Source organism: Isoptericola sp. GX10416, from assembly GCF_056590155.1.
In genome coordinates this window covers 356957-377476 of the sequence record NZ_JBWPVO010000001.1, presented here as the reverse complement: position 1 = coordinate 377476, position 20520 = coordinate 356957, and the positions used below count along the sequence as shown (strand labels likewise).

21 protein-coding genes are annotated in these 20520 nt (G+C 71.8%); 13 read left to right on the top strand and 8 right to left on the bottom strand.

What is annotated here, in order from left to right; genetic code table 11:
• Window positions 1-224 precede the first annotated feature (224 nt).
• Entirely contained in the window at window positions 225-608 is a 384-nt protein-coding gene (locus tag ACWAT2_RS01885) for a helix-turn-helix domain-containing protein (protein WP_402371558.1), read from the top strand.
• Between the two features lie 202 nt (window positions 609-810).
• Complete coding sequence (locus tag ACWAT2_RS01880; RefSeq protein WP_402371559.1) at window positions 811-1194, top strand: hypothetical protein; 384 nt, start codon at window positions 811-813, stop codon at window positions 1192-1194.
• 39 nt (window positions 1195-1233) lie between these two features.
• On the opposite strand, the gene metH is transcribed toward ACWAT2_RS01880, so the two are convergent.
• On the bottom strand, window positions 1234-4860 hold the full coding sequence (gene metH, locus ACWAT2_RS01875) for a methionine synthase (RefSeq protein WP_402371561.1): 3627 nt from the start codon (window positions 4858-4860) through the stop codon (window positions 1234-1236).
• 69 nt (window positions 4861-4929) lie between these two features.
• On the opposite strand from metH, the gene ACWAT2_RS01870 reads away from it, so the two are divergent.
• The 3 genes from ACWAT2_RS01870 to ACWAT2_RS01860 are packed head-to-tail and all read left to right on the top strand — an operon-like array spanning window position 4930 to window position 7550.
• Window positions 4930-6054: a GNAT family N-acetyltransferase gene (locus ACWAT2_RS01870; RefSeq protein ID WP_402371563.1), complete on the top strand. Its 1125-nt coding sequence runs from the start codon at window positions 4930-4932 to the stop codon at window positions 6052-6054.
• A gap of 17 nt (window positions 6055-6071) precedes the next feature.
• Entirely contained in the window at window positions 6072-6773 is a 702-nt protein-coding gene (locus tag ACWAT2_RS01865; RefSeq protein ID WP_402371564.1) for a lysoplasmalogenase family protein, read from the top strand.
• Between the two features lie 9 nt (window positions 6774-6782).
• A complete protein-coding gene (locus tag ACWAT2_RS01860; protein WP_402371566.1) occupies window positions 6783-7550 on the top strand; it encodes a formylglycine-generating enzyme family protein in 768 nt (255 codons plus the stop codon).
• A gap of 13 nt (window positions 7551-7563) precedes the next feature.
• Here the strand turns inward: ACWAT2_RS01860 and ACWAT2_RS01855 are convergent, their stop codons facing one another.
• From ACWAT2_RS01855 to ACWAT2_RS01840, 4 genes are all read right to left on the bottom strand, one after another.
• A complete protein-coding gene (locus ACWAT2_RS01855; RefSeq protein WP_402371567.1) occupies window positions 7564-7872 on the bottom strand; it encodes a winged helix-turn-helix domain-containing protein in 309 nt (102 codons plus the stop codon).
• Window positions 7869-8261, bottom strand: a complete 393-nt coding sequence (locus tag ACWAT2_RS01850) for a hypothetical protein (protein WP_402371569.1) — start codon at window positions 8259-8261, stop codon at window positions 7869-7871. The genes ACWAT2_RS01855 and ACWAT2_RS01850 overlap by 4 nt, the downstream gene beginning before the upstream one ends.
• Before the next feature lie 61 nt (window positions 8262-8322).
• On the bottom strand, window positions 8323-8781 hold the full coding sequence (locus ACWAT2_RS01845; protein WP_402371571.1) for a hypothetical protein: 459 nt from the start codon (window positions 8779-8781) through the stop codon (window positions 8323-8325).
• Window positions 8782-8835: 54 nt separating this feature from the next.
• The gene (locus ACWAT2_RS01840; RefSeq protein ID WP_402371572.1) at window positions 8836-9258 is read right to left on the bottom strand and encodes a GNAT family N-acetyltransferase; all 423 of its coding nucleotides are present in this window, start codon (window positions 9256-9258) and stop codon (window positions 8836-8838) included.
• 123 nt (window positions 9259-9381) lie between these two features.
• Between ACWAT2_RS01840 and ACWAT2_RS01835 the strand changes: the two genes are divergently transcribed.
• Genes ACWAT2_RS01835 through ACWAT2_RS01820 form a run of 4 tightly spaced genes read left to right on the top strand, consistent with a single transcriptional unit; the run spans window position 9382 to window position 11579 of the window.
• Window positions 9382-10104: an alpha/beta fold hydrolase gene (locus ACWAT2_RS01835; RefSeq protein ID WP_402371574.1), complete on the top strand. Its 723-nt coding sequence runs from the start codon at window positions 9382-9384 to the stop codon at window positions 10102-10104.
• Window positions 10105-10158: 54 nt separating this feature from the next.
• Window positions 10159-10863 (top strand): alpha/beta fold hydrolase, encoded by a 705-nt coding sequence (locus ACWAT2_RS01830; protein WP_402371576.1) that lies wholly within the window; start codon window positions 10159-10161, stop codon window positions 10861-10863.
• Window positions 10864-10914: 51 nt separating this feature from the next.
• Window positions 10915-11175 (top strand): type II toxin-antitoxin system Phd/YefM family antitoxin, encoded by a 261-nt coding sequence (locus ACWAT2_RS01825; protein ID WP_402371578.1) that lies wholly within the window; start codon window positions 10915-10917, stop codon window positions 11173-11175.
• Window positions 11175-11579, top strand: a complete 405-nt coding sequence (locus ACWAT2_RS01820; protein WP_402371580.1) for a type II toxin-antitoxin system VapC family toxin — start codon at window positions 11175-11177, stop codon at window positions 11577-11579. Before ACWAT2_RS01825 ends, ACWAT2_RS01820 begins: the two co-directional genes overlap by 1 nt.
• Before the next feature lie 28 nt (window positions 11580-11607).
• Here the strand turns inward: ACWAT2_RS01820 and ACWAT2_RS01815 are convergent, their stop codons facing one another.
• From ACWAT2_RS01815 to ACWAT2_RS01805, 3 genes are all read right to left on the bottom strand, one after another.
• Window positions 11608-14097 carry a DNA gyrase/topoisomerase IV subunit A gene (locus tag ACWAT2_RS01815; protein ID WP_402371582.1) on the bottom strand — a complete coding sequence of 830 codons (2490 nt, stop codon included), beginning with the start codon at window positions 14095-14097 and terminating at the stop codon, window positions 11608-11610.
• 527 nt (window positions 14098-14624) lie between these two features.
• Window positions 14625-14975 (bottom strand): type II toxin-antitoxin system PemK/MazF family toxin, encoded by a 351-nt coding sequence (locus ACWAT2_RS01810; protein ID WP_402371584.1) that lies wholly within the window; start codon window positions 14973-14975, stop codon window positions 14625-14627.
• Window positions 14962-15183: an antitoxin gene (locus ACWAT2_RS01805; RefSeq protein ID WP_402371585.1), complete on the bottom strand. Its 222-nt coding sequence runs from the start codon at window positions 15181-15183 to the stop codon at window positions 14962-14964. Before ACWAT2_RS01805 ends, ACWAT2_RS01810 begins: the two co-directional genes overlap by 14 nt.
• Window positions 15184-15242: 59 nt before the next feature.
• Between ACWAT2_RS01805 and ACWAT2_RS01800 the strand changes: the two genes are divergently transcribed.
• From ACWAT2_RS01800 to ACWAT2_RS01785, 4 genes are all read left to right on the top strand, one after another.
• A complete protein-coding gene (locus ACWAT2_RS01800) occupies window positions 15243-17963 on the top strand; it encodes a GNAT family N-acetyltransferase (RefSeq protein ID WP_402371586.1) in 2721 nt (906 codons plus the stop codon).
• Window positions 17964-18040: 77 nt separating this feature from the next.
• A complete protein-coding gene (locus ACWAT2_RS01795) occupies window positions 18041-18640 on the top strand; it encodes a DUF5998 family protein (RefSeq protein WP_402371588.1) in 600 nt (199 codons plus the stop codon).
• A complete protein-coding gene (locus ACWAT2_RS01790; RefSeq protein WP_402371589.1) occupies window positions 18637-19845 on the top strand; it encodes an alkaline phosphatase family protein in 1209 nt (402 codons plus the stop codon). Before ACWAT2_RS01795 ends, ACWAT2_RS01790 begins: the two co-directional genes overlap by 4 nt.
• Before the next feature lie 26 nt (window positions 19846-19871).
• Window positions 19872-20516 (top strand): thymidine kinase, encoded by a 645-nt coding sequence (locus ACWAT2_RS01785; protein ID WP_402371590.1) that lies wholly within the window; start codon window positions 19872-19874, stop codon window positions 20514-20516.
• Window positions 20517-20520 lie beyond the last annotated feature (4 nt).

The window sequence follows — 20520 nt, the reverse complement described above, 5'->3', positions numbered from 1 at the left end:
TGTGGACGATGCGTTCACAGTAGAAAGACTGTGTGAACGGCACGGTCATGAGGAGGTGAACGGTGGATGTCGGCCGCGCGAAGCCGTTGTTGTCTCCGAATGCGAGATCGGTAGTGCAGGAACCGTGCGCTCGGTAGCGCAGAGGAAGTCGACGACGGGTCCTCGCGTGACTCGACGTGGCGTCGTACAGTTGAATCACTTGCTGCAGATGATGGAGGTTGGAGATGAGCGACACCCTCGCCCGTGATTCGGCTGCGCTGCACGACGCGATCCAGCGGGGCGCCCCCGAGCAGGAGGTTCGCCTTCACCTGTCGACGATCCAATACCTCGCCGGCGTGATCGACGCGCGGATGCACATCGACAAGACGGCCACCGACGAACCTGATGAGGAGATCGCCCCGGCCCGTGCTGCCGATCTGCTCGGGATGTCTCGCCCGCGGGTGCGTCGGCTCATGGACGATGGCGTGCTGCCGTACCGAAAGGTCGGTTCGCACCACCGGATCCCACTCTCCGCGATTCACCGGTTCCGGGCCGCCGAGCGTGCTCGGATGGAGCAGGGGATGGCCGAGCTTGCCGACCTCCAGAACGAGCTGGGTCTGACCGAGTGAAGGACCCCGTCCCGGCGCGGGTCGTCCTCAGTGACGCGAACGTCCTCTACTCGCGGGTTCTGCGGGACTATCTGCTCTACGCCGCCACCCGGCAACTCATCTCCATCGCCTGGAGCCAGTCGATTCTCGACGAGATGACCGAGATCTCCAGGCGAACATCGACGGGTTCACTCCTGACTCGGGCGCGCTGCTTGTCAGGCTCATGAACACCCACTTCCCCTATGCGCTCACACAGGTCGTCGACGAGACCCTCGAGCGAGTCGCTGGGGCAGAACTTCCGGACGAGGGCGATCGCCACGTGCTGGCTGCGGCCGTCGAGTCCGGAGCGGATGTCCTGTGCACGAGCAACCTCAAGGATTTTCCGGAGACGATCGTGGACCAGTACGGATTCGTGGTCCAGCACCCCGACGAACTGCTTGTCGGGCTCATCCGGTCGTGCCCTACGGAGATGCTCGCCGTGCATCGTGTCTCGGTGACGAGGCTCCCAGGAGCGACCGACTCATCGACTGTGGCAGCGCTCCGCCGGGCCGGTGCGCCCCAGGCCGCAGACGCGATGGTCGCCCTGCTGGACGCCGATCAGGTCTGACACGGCCGTCCAACGTCGCGGCGCCGCCTCACGACCGCCTCACACGCTGAAGTACTTGGCCTCGGGATGATGCAGCACGAACGCGTCCGTCGACTGCTCCGGGTGCAGCTGCAGCTCGTCGCTCAGCGTGACCCCCACCCGCTCGGGCCGCAGAAGTTCGACGACCTTGCGCCGGTCCTCCATGTCGGGGCACGCCGGGTACCCGAGCGACATCCTGGACCCCCGGTACTCCAGGTTGAACATGCCCTCGACGTTCTCCGGGTCCTCGTCGGCGAACCCCAGCTCGGAGCGCACCCGCGAGTGCCAGAACTCCGCCAGCGCTTCGGTGAGCTGGACGGACAGTCCGTGCAGCTCCATGTACTCGCGGTACTTGTTGGCCTCGAACAGCTTGGCCGTGTACGCGGACACCGGCTCACCCACCGTCGCGAGCTGGATCGGCAGTACGTCGAAACGACCCGTCTCCTCGACGAACGACTTCGGCCGCACGAAGTCCGCCAGGCACAGGTGCCGGTCGCGCTTCTGGCGGGGGAAGGTGAAGCGCAATCGCTCGGTCCCCGGCTGACCGCCAGAGCCGCCATCGGGCGCTCCGATCTCACTGTGCGCCCCGATCTGTCCGGACGGCGCGGTCATGCCGGGCCCGTGGTGCGCGACCACGATGTCGTCCCCCTCGGACCACACGGGGAAGTATCCGTACACCACGGTGGGGTCCATGACCTGGTCCCGGCGGATGGTCGACAGCCACTCGGTCAGGCGCGGCCGGCCCTCGGTCTCGACGAGCTCCTCGTACGAGGCGCCGTCCTCGCCGCGCCCCGGCTTGAGGCCCCACTGGCCCATGAACGTCGCGCGCTCGTCGAGGTACGCGGCGTAGTCCGCGAGCTGGATGCCCTTGACCACGCGCGTGCCCCAGAACGGGGGAGCGGGGACGGGGTTGTCGTCGGCGACGTCGGAGCGCGCCGGCAGGTCCTCGGGTGCCGTCTCGGTCACGGTGACGACGTTGTGCCGGCGCTTGCGCAGCGCGGGCAGGCCGACGTCGTCGACCGACGCCCCGCGCGCGACGGCGACCAGCGGCTCCATGAGCCGCAGCCCTTCGAACGCGTCGCGGGCGTACCGCACGACGCCGGGGAACTGCGAGGCGAGGTCGTCCTCGACGAAGGTCCGTGTCAGGGCCGCGCCGCCGAGCAGGATCGGCCACTTCTTGGCGAGCCCCCGCGACTCCAGCTCCGCGAGGTTCTCCTTCATCACCACGGTCGACTTCACGAGCAGCCCGGACATGCCGATGACGTCGGCGTCGTGCTCCTCGGCGGCCTCGATCATCGCGGAGATCGGCTGCTTGATGCCGATGTTGATCACGGAGTAGCCGTTGTTGGTCAGGATGATGTCGACGAGGTTCTTGCCGATGTCGTGCACGTCGCCGCGCACGGTGGCGAGCACGATCGTGCCCTTGGTCTGCTCGTCAGCGCCCTCGACCTTCTCCATGTGCGGCTCGAGCAGCGCGACGGCGGACTTCATCACCTCGGCCGACTGCAGCACGAACGGCAGCTGCATCTGCCCGGAGCCGAACAGCTCACCGACCACCTTCATCCCGCCCAGCAGGTGGGTGTTGACGATGTCGAGCGCCTTCATCCCGTCGGCCAGGGCCGTGTCGAGGTCGCCCTCGAGACCCTTCAGCGCGCCGTCGATGATGCGCCGCTCGAGCCGCTCACCGACGGGCAGCGCCTCGAGCTCGGCCGCCCGCTGGTCGCGCAGGGCCGCGGAGTCCACGCCGGAGAACGTCTCCAGCAGGTGGGACAGCGGGTCGTGCGTGAGGTTGCCCTCGTCGTCGTACACGCGCCGGTCCCACACGAGGTTCTCCGCGGCCTCCCACTGCTCGTCCGGGATCGCGGTGCGCGGCAGGATCTTCGCCGCGTGCACGATGGCGGAGTCCAGACCGGCCTGCACGGCCTCGTGCAGGAACACCGAGTTGAGCACCGTGCGGGCGGCCGGGTTGAGCCCGAACGACACGTTGGAGACGCCCAGCGTGGTGTGCACGCCGGGGTAGCGACGCGTGAGCTCACGGATCGCCTCGATCGTCTCGATGGCGTCGCGGCGCGTCTCCTCCTGGCCGGTCGCGATGGGGAACGTGAGGGTGTCGACGATGATGTCGTCCACCCGCATGCCCCAGTCGGCCACGAGCGTGTCGATGAGGCGCGAGGCGATCGCGACCTTCTTCTCCGCGGTGCGCGCCTGGCCTTCCTCGTCGATGGTCAGCGCGATGACCGCGGCGCCGTGCTCGACGACGGCCGGCATCACTCGCCGGAACCGCGAGCCGGGCCCCTCGCCGTCCTCGAAGTTCACCGAGTTCACGACGGCGCGCCCGCCCACGAGCTCCAGCCCGGCCCGGACCACCTCCGGCTCGGTGGAGTCGATCACCAGCGGCAGCGTGGAGGCCGAGGCGAGCCGCGAGACGACCTCCCGGACGTCCGCGACGCCGTCGCGCCCCACGTAGTCGACGCACACGTCCAGCAGGTGCGCGCCGTCGCGCGTCTGGGCGCGGGCGATGTCGACGACGTCGTCCCAGCGGGACTCCAGCATCGCCTCGCGGAACGCCTTGGACCCGTTGGCGTTGGTCCGCTCGCCGATCGCCAGGTACGACGCGTCCTGCGACAGGTCGGTGTGCGAGTAGAGGGACGCGACGCCGTTCTCCCGCTCCACCTCGCGCGGCCGCAGCGCGCGCCCGCGCACCGCCTCGACGACCTGGCGCAGGTGCTCCGGCGTCGTGCCGCAGCAGCCGCCCACCAGGCCGAGGGAGAACTCGTCGACGAACTGCGTGTGCGCGGCGGCCAGCTCCTCGGGCGAGAGCGGGTAGACGGCGCCGTCCGGGCCGAGCTCCGGCAGCCCGGCGTTCGGCATGCACGTCACGGGCACCTCGGCGTGCCGGGCGAGGTGGCGCAGGTGTTCGCTCATCTGGTCCGGCCCGGTGGCGCAGTTCAGCCCGATCGCGTCGACGCCGACGGCCTGCAGCGCCGTCAGCGCCGCGCCGATCTCCGATCCCATGAGCATCGTGCCCGTGGTCTCCACGGTGACCGAGGCGATCACCGGGACCGAGCGTCCGACGGCGCTGATCGCGTCGTGGCACGCCGTCACCGCGGCCTTGGTCTGCAGCAGGTCCTGGCTGGTCTCGACCAGCAGGGCGTCCGCGCCGCCCTCCAGCAGCCCGGCGGCCTGCTCGGCGAACGTGGTGCGCAGGTGGTCGTACGTGGTGTGCCCTAGCGACGGCAGCTTGGTGCCCGGACCCATGGAACCCAGCACCCAGCGCGGGTAGTCCGGCGTCGCGAAGGCGTCGGCGCGCTCGCGGGCGATCGAAGCGCCCGCTCGGGCCAGCTCGCGGATGCGGTCGTCGATGCCGTAGTCCGACAGGTTGGACCAGTTCGCGCCGAAGGTGTTGCTCTCGATCGCGTCCACCCCGACGGCCAGGAACTCGTCGTGCAGGCTCCCGATGAGGTCTGGCCGTGTCACGTTGAGGATCTCGTTGCAGCCCTCGTGCTGCTCGTAGTCGTCCATCGACGGGTCTGCCGCCTGGATCATGGTGCCCATGGCGCCGTCGGCCACCACCACACGGGTGCGCAAGGCCTCCCGCAGGGCGGTGGCGCGGGCGTCGGCAGCGGAGAGGTCGAGCGTCGAGGTCACCGGCTCAGCGTAGCCGTGACGGCACGAAAGACGATGCAGCCGACGCCTGGTGAGACCTACCCTCGGTCCATGACCACCGCCGACACGAGCAACGACCTCGCACCCATCGCGGACCGGGCCGACGCGCCGGCGTCCCTGCCCACTCTCACCGCCGGCGGCCTCACCTGGCGGCCGGCCGCGCCGGGCGACGCCGCAGCGCTCCTCGAGCTGCGCAACACCATCGCCGAGGCGGACGCCGAGCCCTACCGCGAGACCATCGAGGAGCTGACCGAGCTGTTCCAGGCGCCCTGGCGGCGGTTCGACACCGACTCGCTCGTCGGCGTCGACGGCGAGGGACGACTGCGCGCCTACGCCATGGTCGAGTCGATGCCCGGTGACACCCGGACCGTGCGGGCGTTCCTCTTCGGCGGGGTGCACCCGCAGGTGCGGGGGCAGGGGATCGGACGCGAGCTCTTCGCCTGGCAGGTGGCTCGCGGTCGGCAGGTGCTCGCGGCGTCGGGCAAGGAGCTGCCCGCGCGCCTGGCCACGATGGCCGAGGACGACAGCCCACCCTCGCGCGTGCGCCTCTACGAGCGGTTCGGGTTCACCCCGCGCCGCTTCTACTCCGACCTGCGCCGCGACCTGCGCGACCTCGACGCCGCGCCGGTGCCGGACGTCACGCTCGACGGGTCGTTGCGCCTGGTCCCGTTCGCGCCGGAGCTCGACGACGCCGCACGCCTCGCGCACAACGACGCGTTCCGTGACCACTGGGGCAGCGAGCCGCGGACGGCCGAGCAGTGGACCTCCTACCGGACGGCGTTCATGCCCGGATGGTCCTTCCTCGTGCTCGACGAGGCCCCGGATGTCGACGCACTGCTCGCCGACCCTGACACCGACGCCGAGACCGCCGCCGCCCTGCGCGCCGGAGAGCCGCTCGTCGTCGGCTACCAGATGGCCGACCGGTTCGACGAGGACTTCGCCGTGCGCGGCTACTCCTTCGGGTACACCTCCCTGCTCGGTACGCGGCGCGCCTACCGGGGACGCAAGGCCGCCCTGGCGGCGCTCGCGGCCGCCCTGCGCGCCATGGCGGCCGACGGCATGGAGTACGCGTCCCTGGGCGTCGACACGGCCAACCCCTCGGGGGCGCACGGGATGTACGCGAGCCTCGGCTACGAGTTCACGCACGGCTCACGGTTGCTGACCATCGAGCTCTGACCGCTACGCTGCGCCGCGTGACCGATGTCGTTCCCGGGGAGCCCTCGCTGCTGACCTCCCGCCGCGCCCGCGTCGCGGCTACCGTCCTCGCCGCCCTCGCCGTCGTGCACCTGATCGCTCAGCTGGCCGGCGTGGAGGAGGTCGCGGACCCGACGCAGTGGCTGCTGATGCCGGCGCTCGCGGCCACCCTCTGGTGCACGACGGCGGCACCCCGGTCGCGGCTCGTACGCCTGGTTTTGGTGGCGCTCGGCTTCTCCTGGGTCGGTGACACCCTGCCCGACCTCTTCACCGGGGACACCGCGTTCCTGGCGATGGTCGGCGGGTTCCTGTGCGCCCAGGTCGTCTACGTGGTGGCGTTCTGGCCGTCCTGGCGAGAGTCGGTGCTGCGCCGCCCGCCGATGCTCGCCATCTACGTGGCGCTCGCCGTCGTGCTGGTGGCCCTGTGCCTGCCGGGGGCGCCCGGCGTGCTGGCGGCCGCCGTCGTCGTCTACGCGGTGCTCCTGACCATGATGGCCGTGCTGGCCACGGGCGTGCACCGGTTGGCCTGGCTCGGTGGACTGCTGTTCCTCTTCTCGGACGCGATGATCGCGCTCGGCGCGTTCGCCGACGTCGTGCCGCCGATGTCCGGCTTCTGGATCATGGCCACCTATGTGCTGGGGCAGGTGCTGATTGTCGCGGGTGTCGTGGCGCGGCAGCCGACCGTACGGGCCCTGGCGTAGGGGGCGGGCATGGTTGACCTCCGGTCGCAGGTGGTGCGCGTGCCCGCCGGCACGATCACGTTGCGTGATGCACGGACCGGCACGACCCGCGACGTCGAGCTCACCGAGTTCGCGCTCGCTCGCACCCCGGTGACATGGGCGCAGTACGCGCAGGTGCGCGGAACGATGGTGCCGGAGGGCGCCCGGGGTGACGCGCCGGTGCACTCGGTGTCGTGGCGCGACGCCGTCGCATGGTGCAACGAAGCCTCGCGCCAGGAAGGGCTGACGGAGCCGTACGCGATCGGGGAGTCGTCCGTCGTCTGGGACGTGGCTGCCGACGGCTTCCGTCTGCCGACCGAGGCCGAGTGGGAGTGGGCGTGCCGGGCCGGCACCGACGGCCCGACCTATGGCCCGCTGGCGGACGTCGCGTGGACCGATGCGGATCACGTCGACGGGGCGCAGCCGGTCGGGCTCAAGCAGCCCAACGACTTCGGCCTCGCCGACATGCTCGGCAACGTCTGGGAGTGGTGCTGGGACTACGCCGACACCGCCCGGTACGCCGACTATCGGAGCCTGCGGGGCGGCGGCTGGGCAGACCGGCACTGGAGCGTGCGCGCCTCGGTCCGACGCGGCAGCGTGCCCGGAGCGCGACTCGACGACCTGGGGTTCCGGGTGGCCCGCGGGCCCGCCGGGCGTCCTGGCGAACGGGCGGGCCAGGGCTGGTCCCACCAGGCCGACCTCGACCGCGCCGCGGTCAGCGGACCGGTGCCGTTCGGATGGACTCCGTTGCGGCCGTAGTGCGGTGCCGTGCTCAGGTGGGTCCGGCTGCGCCGTCGGCGATCGCGCGCAGCGCGGCGACGTGCGAGGCGAACGTTCGACGGCCGTCCTTGGTCAGCCGCAGCCAGGTGCGCGGCCTCTTGCCGACGTATCCCTTGCGGACCGCCACGAGCCGGGCGCGCTCCAGGGTGGCGACGTGTTTGGACAGCACGGAGTCGGAGACCTCGACGGCGTCACGGACCACCGCGAACTCCGCCTCGTCCACGGTGTTGAGCGCGGCGACGATGCTGAACCGGACCGGCGAGTTCAAGGACTCCTCGAGCTGGTGCCGCGGGTGCTTCACCGTGCTCCTCGAACGATCAGCGCGCCGGCCACGAGGCCTGGCGCCGCGACGACGACGGCGACCGCCATCGTCACCCACGGTGCGGGGGACGGCAGGTCGGCAAGGTAGACCGGTGTGGTCACGCCGAGGGCGAGCAGACCCGTGGTGACCGTCCCGACCATCGCTGTCCTGGAGGTGCGTCGGGGCCGGGCTCGGGATGCTCGGTCGCGCCAGACCACCGTCGTCACCAGCAAGGCGAGGAAGGCGCCCTGCGCCCCGATGTTCGCGGCTCCTCGCCACTGCCAGGTGGTGCCCCAGGTGCCGAGGACCACACCCGTCAGGGCTCCCACCGTCAGCGCGAGCACCGCCACCGTCCAGCCGTGGACACGGTGGTCGCGGGCCCTGCTCAACGGGCGCGGGTGGCTCGTTCCAGCGATGCGGCGACCTCGTCCGGGGAGGGGCGCAGTGCGGTCATATGTCGTTCCTCGACGTTGGGCGGAACGCGATCAGCAGGGCACCCGTGGCGTACGGCGCCAGGACGGCGCACACCAGGAGCACATGCGCCAGGGTGTCCCCGCCGGCGGCGTCCACCAGGTGGTTCCCGAGGACGACCACGGGCACGCCGAAGACCACCGTGTTGCGGGTGATCGTTCTCGTCCCGCGAGGGATCGTCGTCGACCGGGTGGTGGAGAGGTAAGCGGTCAGTCCGATCAGCACGAGGGTGAGGGCGAAGGCGCCGGCGAGCGCGACGAGGAACCACGATCGGTCACCAGTGAGAGGCCCGACGAGTGCGATGGCGGCCATGCCAAGACCCGCCGCCCACAGGACCGCGCTGTGCCGGAGACGGTCGTCTCGGGCGTCGAGCGTGACGCGTCCAGCCTCGGCAAGCAGCCGACCGGCGTCGTCGGACTCGGGTGTGGATCGGGTCACGCTGTCAGCTTAGAAACTACTTTCCGTATCGGCAAGCAGCTCGCGCCGGTGCCTTCAGCGGACCTGAGCGCGACGCTGGAGCCACGTCTCTGGCTCGTCCAGACCGGTGAACCCGGCCCGGAGGTACACCGCGCGGGCCTCGGGTGCGGCCTTGAGCAGGACCCGCTTGAGACCGAGCGTGTCGAGGTCGGCCAGGGCGCCGTCGACGAGCCGTGTGCCGAGTCCGCGACCACGGTGCGCGGGGTCGACGATCACGTCCGCCAACCAGGCGAAGGTGACGCCGTCGGTCACTGCGCGCGCGTAGGCGATCTGCTCGCCCGTGGCGGTATAGATCCCGTAGTTGCGAGACGCCGCGATCGCGGCGTCCTGCGCGGCCCGGCTCCGGCCGGCTGCCCAGTAGGCGTGCTCGCTCAGCAGCCGGTGCACGCGGGCGTGGTCGAGGCGGGCGGGGTCGGCGGAGAACTCGTCGTCGGACACGGGTCGATCCAAGCATCCGCGTGGTCCGTGGCGACGACCGTTCCGCGACGTGGTCCCTGGTTCGCCGACGGGTCGAGCGGGCCTCCGGTCCCTGTGTCAGAGGTCACTCCTATGCTCGGCGGCATGGACATCATCCTGGTACCCGGATTCTGGTTGAACGCGTCCGCCTGGGACGCCGTCACCCCGCCGCTCGTGGCCGCGGGGCACACCGTCCACCCGCTCACGCTGCCCGGTATGGGCTCGGTGGACGACGACCGGTCCGGCATCGGCCTGGAGGACCATGTCGACGCCGTCGTCGCGGCGGTCGACGCCCTGGACGACGACGCCCAGGTGGTCCTGGTGGGGCACTCCGGCGGGGGAGCGGTCATCCATGCGGCCGCTGACCGCCGTCCGGGACGCATCGCCCGCAACGTCTACGTCGACTCCGTGCCGATGGGGCACGGCAGCGTCATCAACGACGCGCTGCCCGTGGTGGGCCACGAGATCCCCTTGCCCGACTGGTCGGTCTTCGACGAACCCGACCTGGTGGACCTCGACGAGGACCTGCGGGCGCGGTTCCGGGCCGTCGCGATCCCGACACCGGTCCGGGTGGCGTCCGATCCGGTGACCTTGAGCGACGATCGGCGCTACGAGGTGCCGACGACGGTCATCGCCTGCGAGGCGTTCGAGGGGTTCGACAGCCCGAGCTCCATGTATCGCCACTTCATCGGCGCGGGATCCCCGTACACCGCAGAGCTGGCGGCGTTGCAGGACTACGAGATCGTCGACCTGTCGACCGGTCACTGGCCGATGTTCACCCGACCCGGCGAGCTGGGTGAGGCGATCACGGCGGCCGTCTCAGGCTGAGCCGGACGGGGCATCGAGCCCCGGGGTGTCGGTGCCACGTTCTAGTTTCCGGGCATGGACATCATCCTCGTTCCCGGGTTCTGGCTCGACGGCGCTGCGTGGGACGAGGTGGCGCCGGTACTCACCCGCGCGGGCCACGCGCCACGCCCGGTGACGCTTCCCGGTCTCGAGTCGGTCGATGCGGACCGGTCGGGTGTCACACTGAGTGACCACGTCGACGCGGTGGTCGGGGCGATCGACGCCGCAGATGGTCCGGTCGTGCTGGTGGGGCACTCCGCCGGCGGCGGCCTGGTCTATGCCGCGGCTGACCAGCGCCCCGACCGCGTGGAGCGCGTCGTCTACGTCGACAGCGGTCCGTTCGCGGACGGTCAAGCGGTGAACTCGGAGCTGCCGGACGAAGTCGTCGACCAGCCACTGCCGGCGTGGGACGAGTTCGAGGACGGGGAGCCCACCGGGCTGACCGACGACCAGCTGGCCAGGTTCCGGCAGAGGTCCGTCCCACAACCCGCGGCTACCGCGCGTGAACCGCACCACCTGATCGGTGATGCAGAGGTCCGGCGTGCGGTCCCGGCCACGGTGATCGCGTGCCTGCTCCCGGGGGAGGTTCTGCGCGACCTGATGGCGCGCGACCACCCGTTCGTGCGCGAGCTCAAGACACTGAAGGACTACGAGATCGTCGACCTGCCGACCGGTCACTGGCCGATGTTCACCCGACCGAGCGAGCTCGGCGAGACCATCGCCGCGGCAGTCTCTCGCTGACGGCCGGGCGGTCCAGTACGCGGGTGTGCGCTGGCCGCTACACTTGCGCACATGTCGACCATCGCCAGTCGCGACCTACGGAACCACACAGCCGAGGTGCTGCGGCGCGTCGCCGCAGGCGACCACGTCACGGTGACCCAGCACGGAGCGCCGGTCGCGGAGATCGGTCCCGTCACGTCGACACGCGCCCGCTCGCTTCGACGTGCTGAGCTCCAGAAGATCTTGGGCGCCGTCCAAGCAGATGCGGGCCTGCGCGAGGATCTGGCTGCGCTCGCGGACAGCACCGGCGACGAGCTCGGGCCCATCCGGTGATGGCACCAAGTCCTCGGGGTCTGCTCGACACGAGTGTCTTCATCGCGTCCGAGTCCGGCAGGACGCTCGACAGCGCGGCGCTCCCCGACGAGTCGTTCGTCTCGGTCATCACTCGTGCAGAACTTCAGGCCGGCGTGCTGGCAGCCAAGGACTCCGAGACCCGCGCCCGGCGGCTCGCGACACTGGACTCGATCGCCCACCTCGAGCTCCTCCCTGTGGACGCGACTGCTGCGTCGCACTGGGCTCGTCTCCGTGTCCGGCTCGCCGAGGCCGGACGCAGGATCAACGTCAACGACCTCTGGATAGCCTCCATCGCGCTCGCGAACGAGCTGCCCGTTGTCGCGCAGGACGACGACTTCGCGCCGCTGACCGAGCTCGACACGCTCGCCGTCGTCTCCGTCTGATCCTCGCCACGGCGGGTGGGGGGGGTGATCAGCCGATCGCTGCGACAGGGCTGGCCAGGGGCGTCCCCGAGCCGTCGCGGCGCGGGCTCTCCTCGGGCAGCTCGGCGGGCTGACCGCCGGAGCCGACCGCCCGTGCCGGCCCTTCGCCGACCCACGCCAGCACGAGGGAGTCCTCGCCCTTCAGGAACCGGTGCGCACGCACCCCGCCGGTAGCGCGGCCCTTGCCGGGGTAGAGCTCGTACGGGGTGACCTTGGCGGAGGCGGCACCGGTGCCCGACAGCGCGTCGGCGGCACCGGCGATGGTCACCACGGCGTGCAGGTCGCGCGTGGCGGCCCGGGCGACCCCGAAGAACACGACCCGCTGCCCGGCCGCCAGCCGGATGCCCGCCATGCCGGCCGCGGACCGTCCCTGCGGCCGGACGGCCGAGGCGTCGAAGTGCAGCAGGCTCGCGTCCGAGGAGACGAACACCACCTCGTCATCGTCCGCCGCGGGTGCGGCACCGACCACGGCGTCGCCGTCCTTGAGCGAGATCACGTCCCAGACGTCACCGTTGCGGGGCTTGTCGCCTGGCGCGATCCGCTTGACCACACCCTGGCGGGTCCCCACGGCCAGCGTCGGGGCGTCCTCGGCCAGGGAGACCACGGCCAGCGCCTCCTCGCCCGGGTCCAGCGTGACCATCTCGCGCACGGGGACCCCGCCGGACAGTGACGGCGGACCGTCGGTGGCGGGCAGCGACGGCAGCTCCATCACCGAGACCTTGTGCAGCCGTCCGGCGGTGGTCACCAGCCCGACCTCGGAACGGGTCGTGGCGGCGACGTCACCGAGCAGCGCGTCGTGCGCGTGCCGCCGTCCGGCACGCTCGACCGGGGCCTCCGCGCCCTCACCCGAGGTGCGTGCCAGCAGGCCCGTCGCGGACAGCAGCACGCGGGTGGGCGCGTCCTTGATCTCCAGGTCGATCGCGGGAGCCTTGCGCCCACGTGCGGCCGGTGTGCCGGCAGCCGACGACGCCGTGCCACCGGCGGAGTCGAGCAGCACCGTCCGGCGGGGCGTGCCGTAGGTGGCGGCGACGTCGCCCATCTCGTCCGAGACGACGGCGTGGAGCTTCGCCTCGTCGCCGAGGATCTCCTCCAGCGCGGCGATCTCCTTCTCGAGCTCGGACTTCTCGGTCTCGAGCTCGATGCGGGAGAACTTGGTCAGACGGCGCAGCTGCAGGTCGAGGATGTAGGAGGCCTGCGGCTCGGACAGGTCGAACACGGACTGCAGGCGCTCGCGGGCCGTGGCGGCGTCGTCCGAGGTGCGGATGACCTGGATGACCTCGTCGATGTCGAGGATCGCGACCAGCAGGCCTTCCACGAGGTGCAGGCGGTCCTTGCGCTTGCCCAGCCGGAACGTGGAGCGACGCCGCACCACGTCGACGCGGTGGTCGACCCACACCCGGAGCAGGTCGAGCAGCCCGAGGGTGCGTGGCTGCCCGTCCACGAGCGAGACGTTGTTGATCCCGAACGAGTCCTCGAGCGGCGTCGTCCGGTAGAGCTGTTCGAGCACGGCCTCCGGGTCGAACCCGGTCTTGACCTCGATGACCAGCCGCATGCCGTGGGAGCGGTCGGTGAGGTCCTGGACGTTGGTGACGCCCTGGATCTTCTTGTTCTTGACGCCGTCGGCGATCTTCTCGATCACCTTCTCCGGACCCACCGTGTACGGCAGCTCGGTGACGACGATGCCCTTGCGGCGTGGCGTGACGTTCTCGATGCGCGCCGTCGAGCGGGTGCGGAACGAGCCGCGGCCGGTGCGGTAGGCGTCCCGGACGCCGTCGAGCCCGACGATCTTGCCGCCCGTGGGCAGGTCCGGCCCCGGGATGTAGCGCATGACGTCCTCGAGGGTCGCCTCCGGGTTGGCCAGCAGGTGCTGACCGGCGGCGACGACCTCGACGAGGTTGTGCGGCGGCATGTTCGTGGCCATGCCCACCGCGATGCCGGACGCCCCGTTGACGAGGAGGTTCGGCACGGCCGAGGGCAGCACCTCGGGCTGGGTGAGCTTGTTGTCGTAGTTCGGGACGAAGTCGACGACGTCTTCGTCCAGCCCGGCCGTCATCGCCATCGACGGAGGAGCGAGGCGGGCCTCGGTGTAACGAGGGGCGGCAGGGCCGTCGTCGAGCGAGCCGAAGTTTCCGTGACCGTCCACCAGGGGAAGGCGCATGGAGAAGTCCTGGGCGAGACGCACGAGCGCGTCGTAGATCGCGGCGTCGCCGTGCGGGTGGAGCTTACCCATCACCTCGCCGACCACGCGGGACGACTTCACGTACGCCCGGTCGGGGCGCAGCCCCATGTCGGACATCATGTACAGGATGCGGCGGTGCACGGGCTTGAGCCCGTCCCGCGCGTCCGGGAGCGCACGCGAGTAGATGACGGAGTACGCGTACTCGAGGAACGACGTCTCCATCTCTGCGGCGACGTCGATGTCGACGATCTTCTCGTCGAACGGCTCGTCGGCGACGGCTGCGGCCTTCTTGCGCGCCATGCGGTGCGGCTCCCTGGGTCGTTCTCGCTGCGGCGTGGTGCCCGACGGCGGCGCACGGCCCCGTACGGACGTTCGAGGGAAGCGTAGCGCCACCGCGCGGGAGGGCGGTGCAGGCGGGCCGGAGCCGCCCTCGATGCCTGCGAACGGCAACGCCCCGGGGTCGACCCGCTCGAAGTGGGTGCCGTTCCCAAGATGGTTCACTTGCCCGAGGAGCATCGTGGCGAAACTGCGGAAGGTAGCGGCCGGAGGGCGCCGAGAGCATCGTCACGGCGGCGACCGAGGCGCTCGGGGGAGTCGACGTCCTCGTCGACAACGCGACGATCGCGCCCAGCACACGCCGCCATCACCCGATCGAGACCGTGGACTACGCGGACTGGCAGCGGATCTCGCGGGAGATGATCGACGTCGACCAGAGGGCGGCGATGGGTCGCGGGGTGACGGAGTCGGCCCGCGAGGGCGCGATGGTGCTGATGATGGCCTTCGGCGTGACGCGGTGGCGTTCCAGGATCGGCGGGGTGTCGGCCGCTTCAACTCAGGTCGAGGTGCAGTCTCAGCGCGTCATCGACAGCCGCGAGCTGCTCGCGGGTGAGGCGACCCGCCCGCTCGACCAGTCGGGACACGTCCAGCGCGCGGACTTGCTCGGCCTGCGCCTTGGACTCCCGCGGCAACCCGGACGACTCCTGGTCGACCAACACCTGGAACGTCAGCACTCGGCGAGGGCTGCTGGTCAACGGAACGACCGTGAGGACGCCGCGGCCGAGGCGTTGCGCCACCCTGTTGTGCGCGTCGTTGGACACGATGGCGACGGGCCGGATCTTGTTGGACTCGGAGCCTCGCGACGGGTCGAGGTCGGCGAACCAGATCTCACCGCGTCGCATCGCCGTCCAGTCCGTCGCCGACGGTCCCGTCCCACGCGTCCGCGTCGTCGGAGTCCGCCCATTCCTCGATCGCTTCCGCGTACTCGGCCTCCAGGTCGTGGACCTGCAGCGCCTTGATCGCGGCGTGGATGGTGGCCGAGCGTGACGGGAGCCCTTCGCGCTCGGCGTAGGTGTCCAGGTAGCGGAGATCCTGCTCCCTGATGCTCACACTCACCTTCATACCCGCGATGCTACCCCCTCGCGGGGTCTACCGGATAGCCTGCTCGGATGGACGATCAGCGCCCAGCCTCCTACCCGGTCGAGTGGGAGGCCGACGTCGTGCTCCGCGACGGGACCACGATGCACGTGCGCCCGATCTGTCCCGAGGACGCCGACGCGCTGCAGCGGTTCCACACGGGCCAGTCGGAGCGTTCCACCTACTTCCGGTTCTTCGCCCCGATCGCGCGCCTGACCGATCGTGAGCTGCGCCGTCTGGTCACCCTCGACCACCACGACCGTGCCGCGCTGGTGGCGGTCCGTCCCGGCCACGACGAGGACGGCTCGCAGCGGGAGGACATCCTCGGCGTCGCCCGCTTCGACGTCATCGCCGACGGCGAGGCGGAGGTCGCGTTCAACATCGCCGACTCCGTGCAGGGCAAGGGCCTCGCCTCGGTGCTCCTGGAGCACGTGGCGGCGGCCGCCCGGGAGCGGGGCGTGCGCCGCTTCACCGCCGAGGTGCTGCCGCAGAACGCCTCGATGCTGGGTGTCTTCCGCGACGCGGGCTTCGAGATCAGCCAGCACCTGGACGACGGCATCGTGACGGTGGGCATCGACCTCGACCCCACCGAACGCTCCCGCGCCGTCATGGCGGATCGCGAGCACCGCGCCGAGGCGCGTTCCATGGCGGGGCTGCTCTCCGCGCGCCGCGTCCTGCTGGTCGGGCCGGGCTCGGAGGGGCAGGCGCACGACGACGGCACGCCGGAGGCGCTGCTCGCCCAGCGCGTGCTGGACGCGCACCAGAACGACCCCGGTGGCACCGAGCTCGTCGTCCTCGACCCGCCGGGCGACGTGCCCGAGGGCGTGGAGCACGCGACCGGGTGGGACGCCGTCGGGCCGGTGGACCTGGCGCTGCTGGCCGTCACGCCGGACGTCGCCGTCGAGACGGTGCGCCGGCTCGCCCTCACCGGCGCGCGCGGCGTCGTCGTCCTCTCGGGCGGCTACGCCGAGGTCGGCTCCGAGGGTCTGGAGCGACGCCGCGAGCTGCTGCGCACCGCACACGCCGCCGGGATGCGCGTCGTCGGCCCCGTCTCCTACGGGGTGCTGACCACCACGCCGAGCGGCGCGCTGCGGGCGAGCCTCGCGCTGCGCCCGCCCCGACCCGGCGTCGTCGGCCTGTTCTGCCAGTCCGCCGCAGCCGCCGTCACGCTGACGGCCACGCTCGAACGGCGCGGCCTCGGCGTCTCCTCCCTCGTCTCGGCGGGGCACCGAGCCGACGTCTCCGGCAACGACCTCATGCAGTTCTGGCAGGACGACGACGCCACCGAGGTCGTGTGCCTGTACCTGGAGTCCATCGGCAACCCGCGCAAGTTCTCGCGGATCGCGCGGCGGCTGTCCGCCGTCAAGCCGGTGGTGGTCGCCACGGCAGGCCGGTCCGGCCAGGTGGTCCCGCCCGGGCACGCGGTTCGCGCCACGCACGCGCCCCGGCGGCTGCTCGACGAGCTGCTGCGCCAGTCCGGCGTCATCCAGGCGGCCAACACCCACCAGCTCATGGACATCGCCCAGGTGCTGGCCCACCAGCCGCTGCCCGCCGGGGGTCGGGTCGGGATCCTCGCGTCGTCGGCGGCGCTCGCGGCCCTCGTCGCGGAGGCCGCGGCGTCGGCCGGTCTGACGGTGGCCGCCTCGAGCGACTTCCTGCGTCCCCATGCCCGCGAGGAGCAGATCGCCCAGACCGTCGACGCGCTCTACGCGCCCGGCGCCTGCGACGCCGTCGTCGTCGTGGACGTGCCTGTGGTCCAGCCTCGCACCGGGGCGATCGCCCGTGCGGTGGCGGAAGCGGCCGCCCGCACGGGCCGTACCACGGTGGCCTCCATGCTCGGGCTGCACGGCATGCCGGACGAGCTCGCCGCCGAGGCGCCGGACGGCCGCATCGTCCGGATCCCGGCGTTCTCCACCCCGGAGGACGCCGTCGTGGCGCTCGGCAAGGTCGTCGAGCACGCCGGATCGCGCGCCGAGGAGCGCGGCCACTACGTGATGCCCGACGGCGTGGACGCGCGCCGCGCGCGCCGGCTCGTCGAGCGTTGGGCCGCGGAGTCCGACGCCCGTGACCTCGACGCGACCGAGGCGGCCGAGCTGCTGGACTGCTACGGCATCCGGCTCTGGCGCTCGGTGCCCGTCCGCACGGCCGACGAGGCCGTCGCGGCCGCGGACGAGCTCGGCTGGCCGGTCGCGCTCAAGAGCGCCTCGCCGGCGCTGCGGCACCGCAACGACCTCGGGGGAGTGCGGCTCGACATCAGCGATCCGGACGACCTGCGCTCCGACGTCGCGCGCCTGCAGACGGTCGCGCAGGCCGTGCTGGGGAGCGAGGCCCCGGAGCTCGAGGTGCAGGCCATGGCTCCGCCGGGCGTCGCCTGCGTGGTGCGCTCGGCCGAGGACCCGCTGTTCGGCCCGATGGTGTCCTTCGGGCTGGCGGGCGATGCCGTCGACCTGCTCGACGACGTCGCGCACGGCATCCCGCCGCTGACGGACGTGGACGTCTCGGCGCTGGTCAGCACGGTGCGGGCCGCGCCCCGGCTGTACGGGTACGGGGGAGCGCCACCGGCCGACGTCGACGCGCTCGAGGACGTCCTCGCGCGGGCGTCGGTCATGGCGGACGACCTGCCCGAGCTCGCGTCGCTCGAGCTGTACCCCGTGGTGGTGGCCGAGCAGGGTGCGTCGGTCCTGCACGCCAGCGTGCGGCTGCGTCCTGCGGGTCGCCGGGCCGACTCGCTGCGCCGCGCGCTGCCGGGCTGAGCGGGGCGTGACCGGGCTCGGGGACCGCCGTCCACAGCCCGGTGCCACCGGGGGCGAGGAAGTGGGAAGATGGGCGGGTGCCTTCCGCGACCACTCGCAAGAACCTTCGTGACGACCTGACCGCCCACGTGTTCCGGGCCGGGTACTACCCGGACCTGGTCAACGACGTCATCGACGTCGCGATCGCCGACGAGCCGGTCCTCGCGCACCTCGTCCAGGCGGAGACGACCTTCGACAGCCAGGTGCGTCGCCACCTGACCGTGCTCGCGCTGACGCCCACGCGGCTGGTCGCCGCGCACGTCGACGACCACGAGGGCGACGCTGCCAACCCGTCGTCCGCCGCGGCCACCACCGAAGCCGTGCCGCTCGGGGAGGTCCGGTCCGTCGCGCTGACCCACGTGGTGGCCGAGCCCGCCGACCATCGGCCCGGCGACAGCGCCGCCGAGCTGACGCTCGCGGTCGGCTGGGGAGCGGTGTCCCGCCTCGACCTGGAGCCCGCGCAGTGCCCAGACCCGAGCTGCGACGCCGACCACGGGTACACCGGGCAGATCACGCCCGACGACATCGTCGTGCGCGTCTCCGACGCCGCCGAGGGCCGGGACGCCGTCCGCCGCGCCGCCGCGTTCGCCCGCGAGCTCTCCGCCGCCACCGGGGTGGGCGGGCGCGCCGCCCGATGACGTCGGTCCTGCTGCCTGACGACCTCGTCGCGCCGTCGTACGGCAGCGACTCGCTGGCCGCCGTCCTGCCCGCCGCCGCGGGAGCCCTCGGTGTCGACCTGACCACCAGCACCGGGCTGCGGTCGATCGACTGCGCGGCCGCGTTCGGCCTGCCCGCAGCGCGCCGCGTCGTCGTCGTCCTCGTGGACGGCCTCGGCATGCACAACCTCGTGGAGCGTGGCGGGCACGCGCCGTTCCTCCGCCGGCTCCTGCCGGACGCGCGCTCGCTGATCACCAGCTTCCCGTCGACGACGGCGGCCGCGCTCGCCACGCTCGGGACCGGGACGTCGCCGGGGCGTACCGGCCTCGTCGGCTACACCCAGCGCAACCCCGGCACCGGCGGGCTGGCCACCATGGTGTCCTGGAACGAGCAGTCCGACCCCTACCGGCCCGGGACCAAGACCTCCGCACCGCTGCGCACCGACCCGGCAGAGCTGCAGCGCGAGCCCACCGTCTTCGAGGCGCTGGGCGCCGGGGTGAGCGTCGTCGCGCCCGGACCGGCCAAGTTCGCCGGGTCGGGGATGACCCGGGCCGCGCTGCGCGGTCCACGCTACGTCGTCGCCGAGAAGTTCTCCGACCGGGTCGACGCCACGCTGCGCGCCCTGCGCGACGACGGTCTCGTCTACCTCTACCAGGCCGACGTCGACACCGTCGGGCACAAGCACGGCCCCGATTCGTGGCAGTGGGGGGACGCCCTGGAGGCGACCGACGCCGAGCTGCGCCGGCTCGCCGCCAGCGTGCCGGCCGGCACGCTGGTGCTCGTCACCGCCGACCACGGCCAGGTCGCGACCGACATGGCACGGCAGCACGACGTCGGTGCCGAGCCGGCGCTCGACCAGGACGTCGTGCTCCTCGGCGGCGAGCCCCGCGCGACGCACGTCTACGTCGCGCCCGGCGCGGATCCTGCCGCCGTGGCCGCACGGTGGGCCGACGTCCTCGGCGACGACGCGTTCGTGGCGCTGCGGGACGATGCGATCGACGCCGGCTGGCTCGGGCCGGTCGCGGACCACGTGCTGCCCGCCGTGGGCGACGTGCTCGTCGCGGCCCGCGGCAGTGCGACCGTCGTCGACTCCCGGCTGCACCCTGAGGGTGCGCGGCGGATGCCCGGCGTCCACGGGTCGCTGACGCCCGTCGAGATGATCGTCCCGCTGCTCGTCTCCTCCTGACCAACGCCTTCTGACAGGATTCGGACATGGCCGAGCTCGTCTTCTTCTCCGGGACCATGGACAGCGGCAAGTCGACGCTGGCCCTGCAGACGGACCACAACCACCGCGCGCGAGGACGGCACGGCATCATCTTCACGCGCAACGACCGGGCCGGCGCCGCGCGGTTGTCGTCCCGCCTCGGCCTCGAGGTGGACGCCCGCGAGGTCACCGAGGACACCGACTTCTGGCAGACGATCGTCTCCGAGCGTCAGCGTGGGAACGTGGTCGACTATCTCGTGTGCGACGAGGCGCAGTTCTACTCGCCGCAGCAGGTCGAGCAGCTCGCACGCCTGGTCGACGAGATCGAGATGGACGTGTTCGCGTTCGGCATCACCGCGGACTTCCGGACCCGGCTGTTCCCCGGTTCTGCACGCCTCGTCGAGCTCGCCGACCGCATGGAGGTGCTGCAGGTGCAGTCCCTGTGCTGGTGCGGTGCACGCGCCACGCACAACGCGCGCACCGTGGACGGCGTCATGGTGGTCGAGGGCGACCAGGTCGTCGTGGGCGACGTCAGCGCGGACGCCGAGGTCGCCTACGAGGTGCTGTGCCGGCGTCACCACATGCGGCGCATGACGGCCGACACCGCTCGCCGGCTCGCCCCGTCCGAGGACACGCTGCTCGACGTGGGCTGACGAA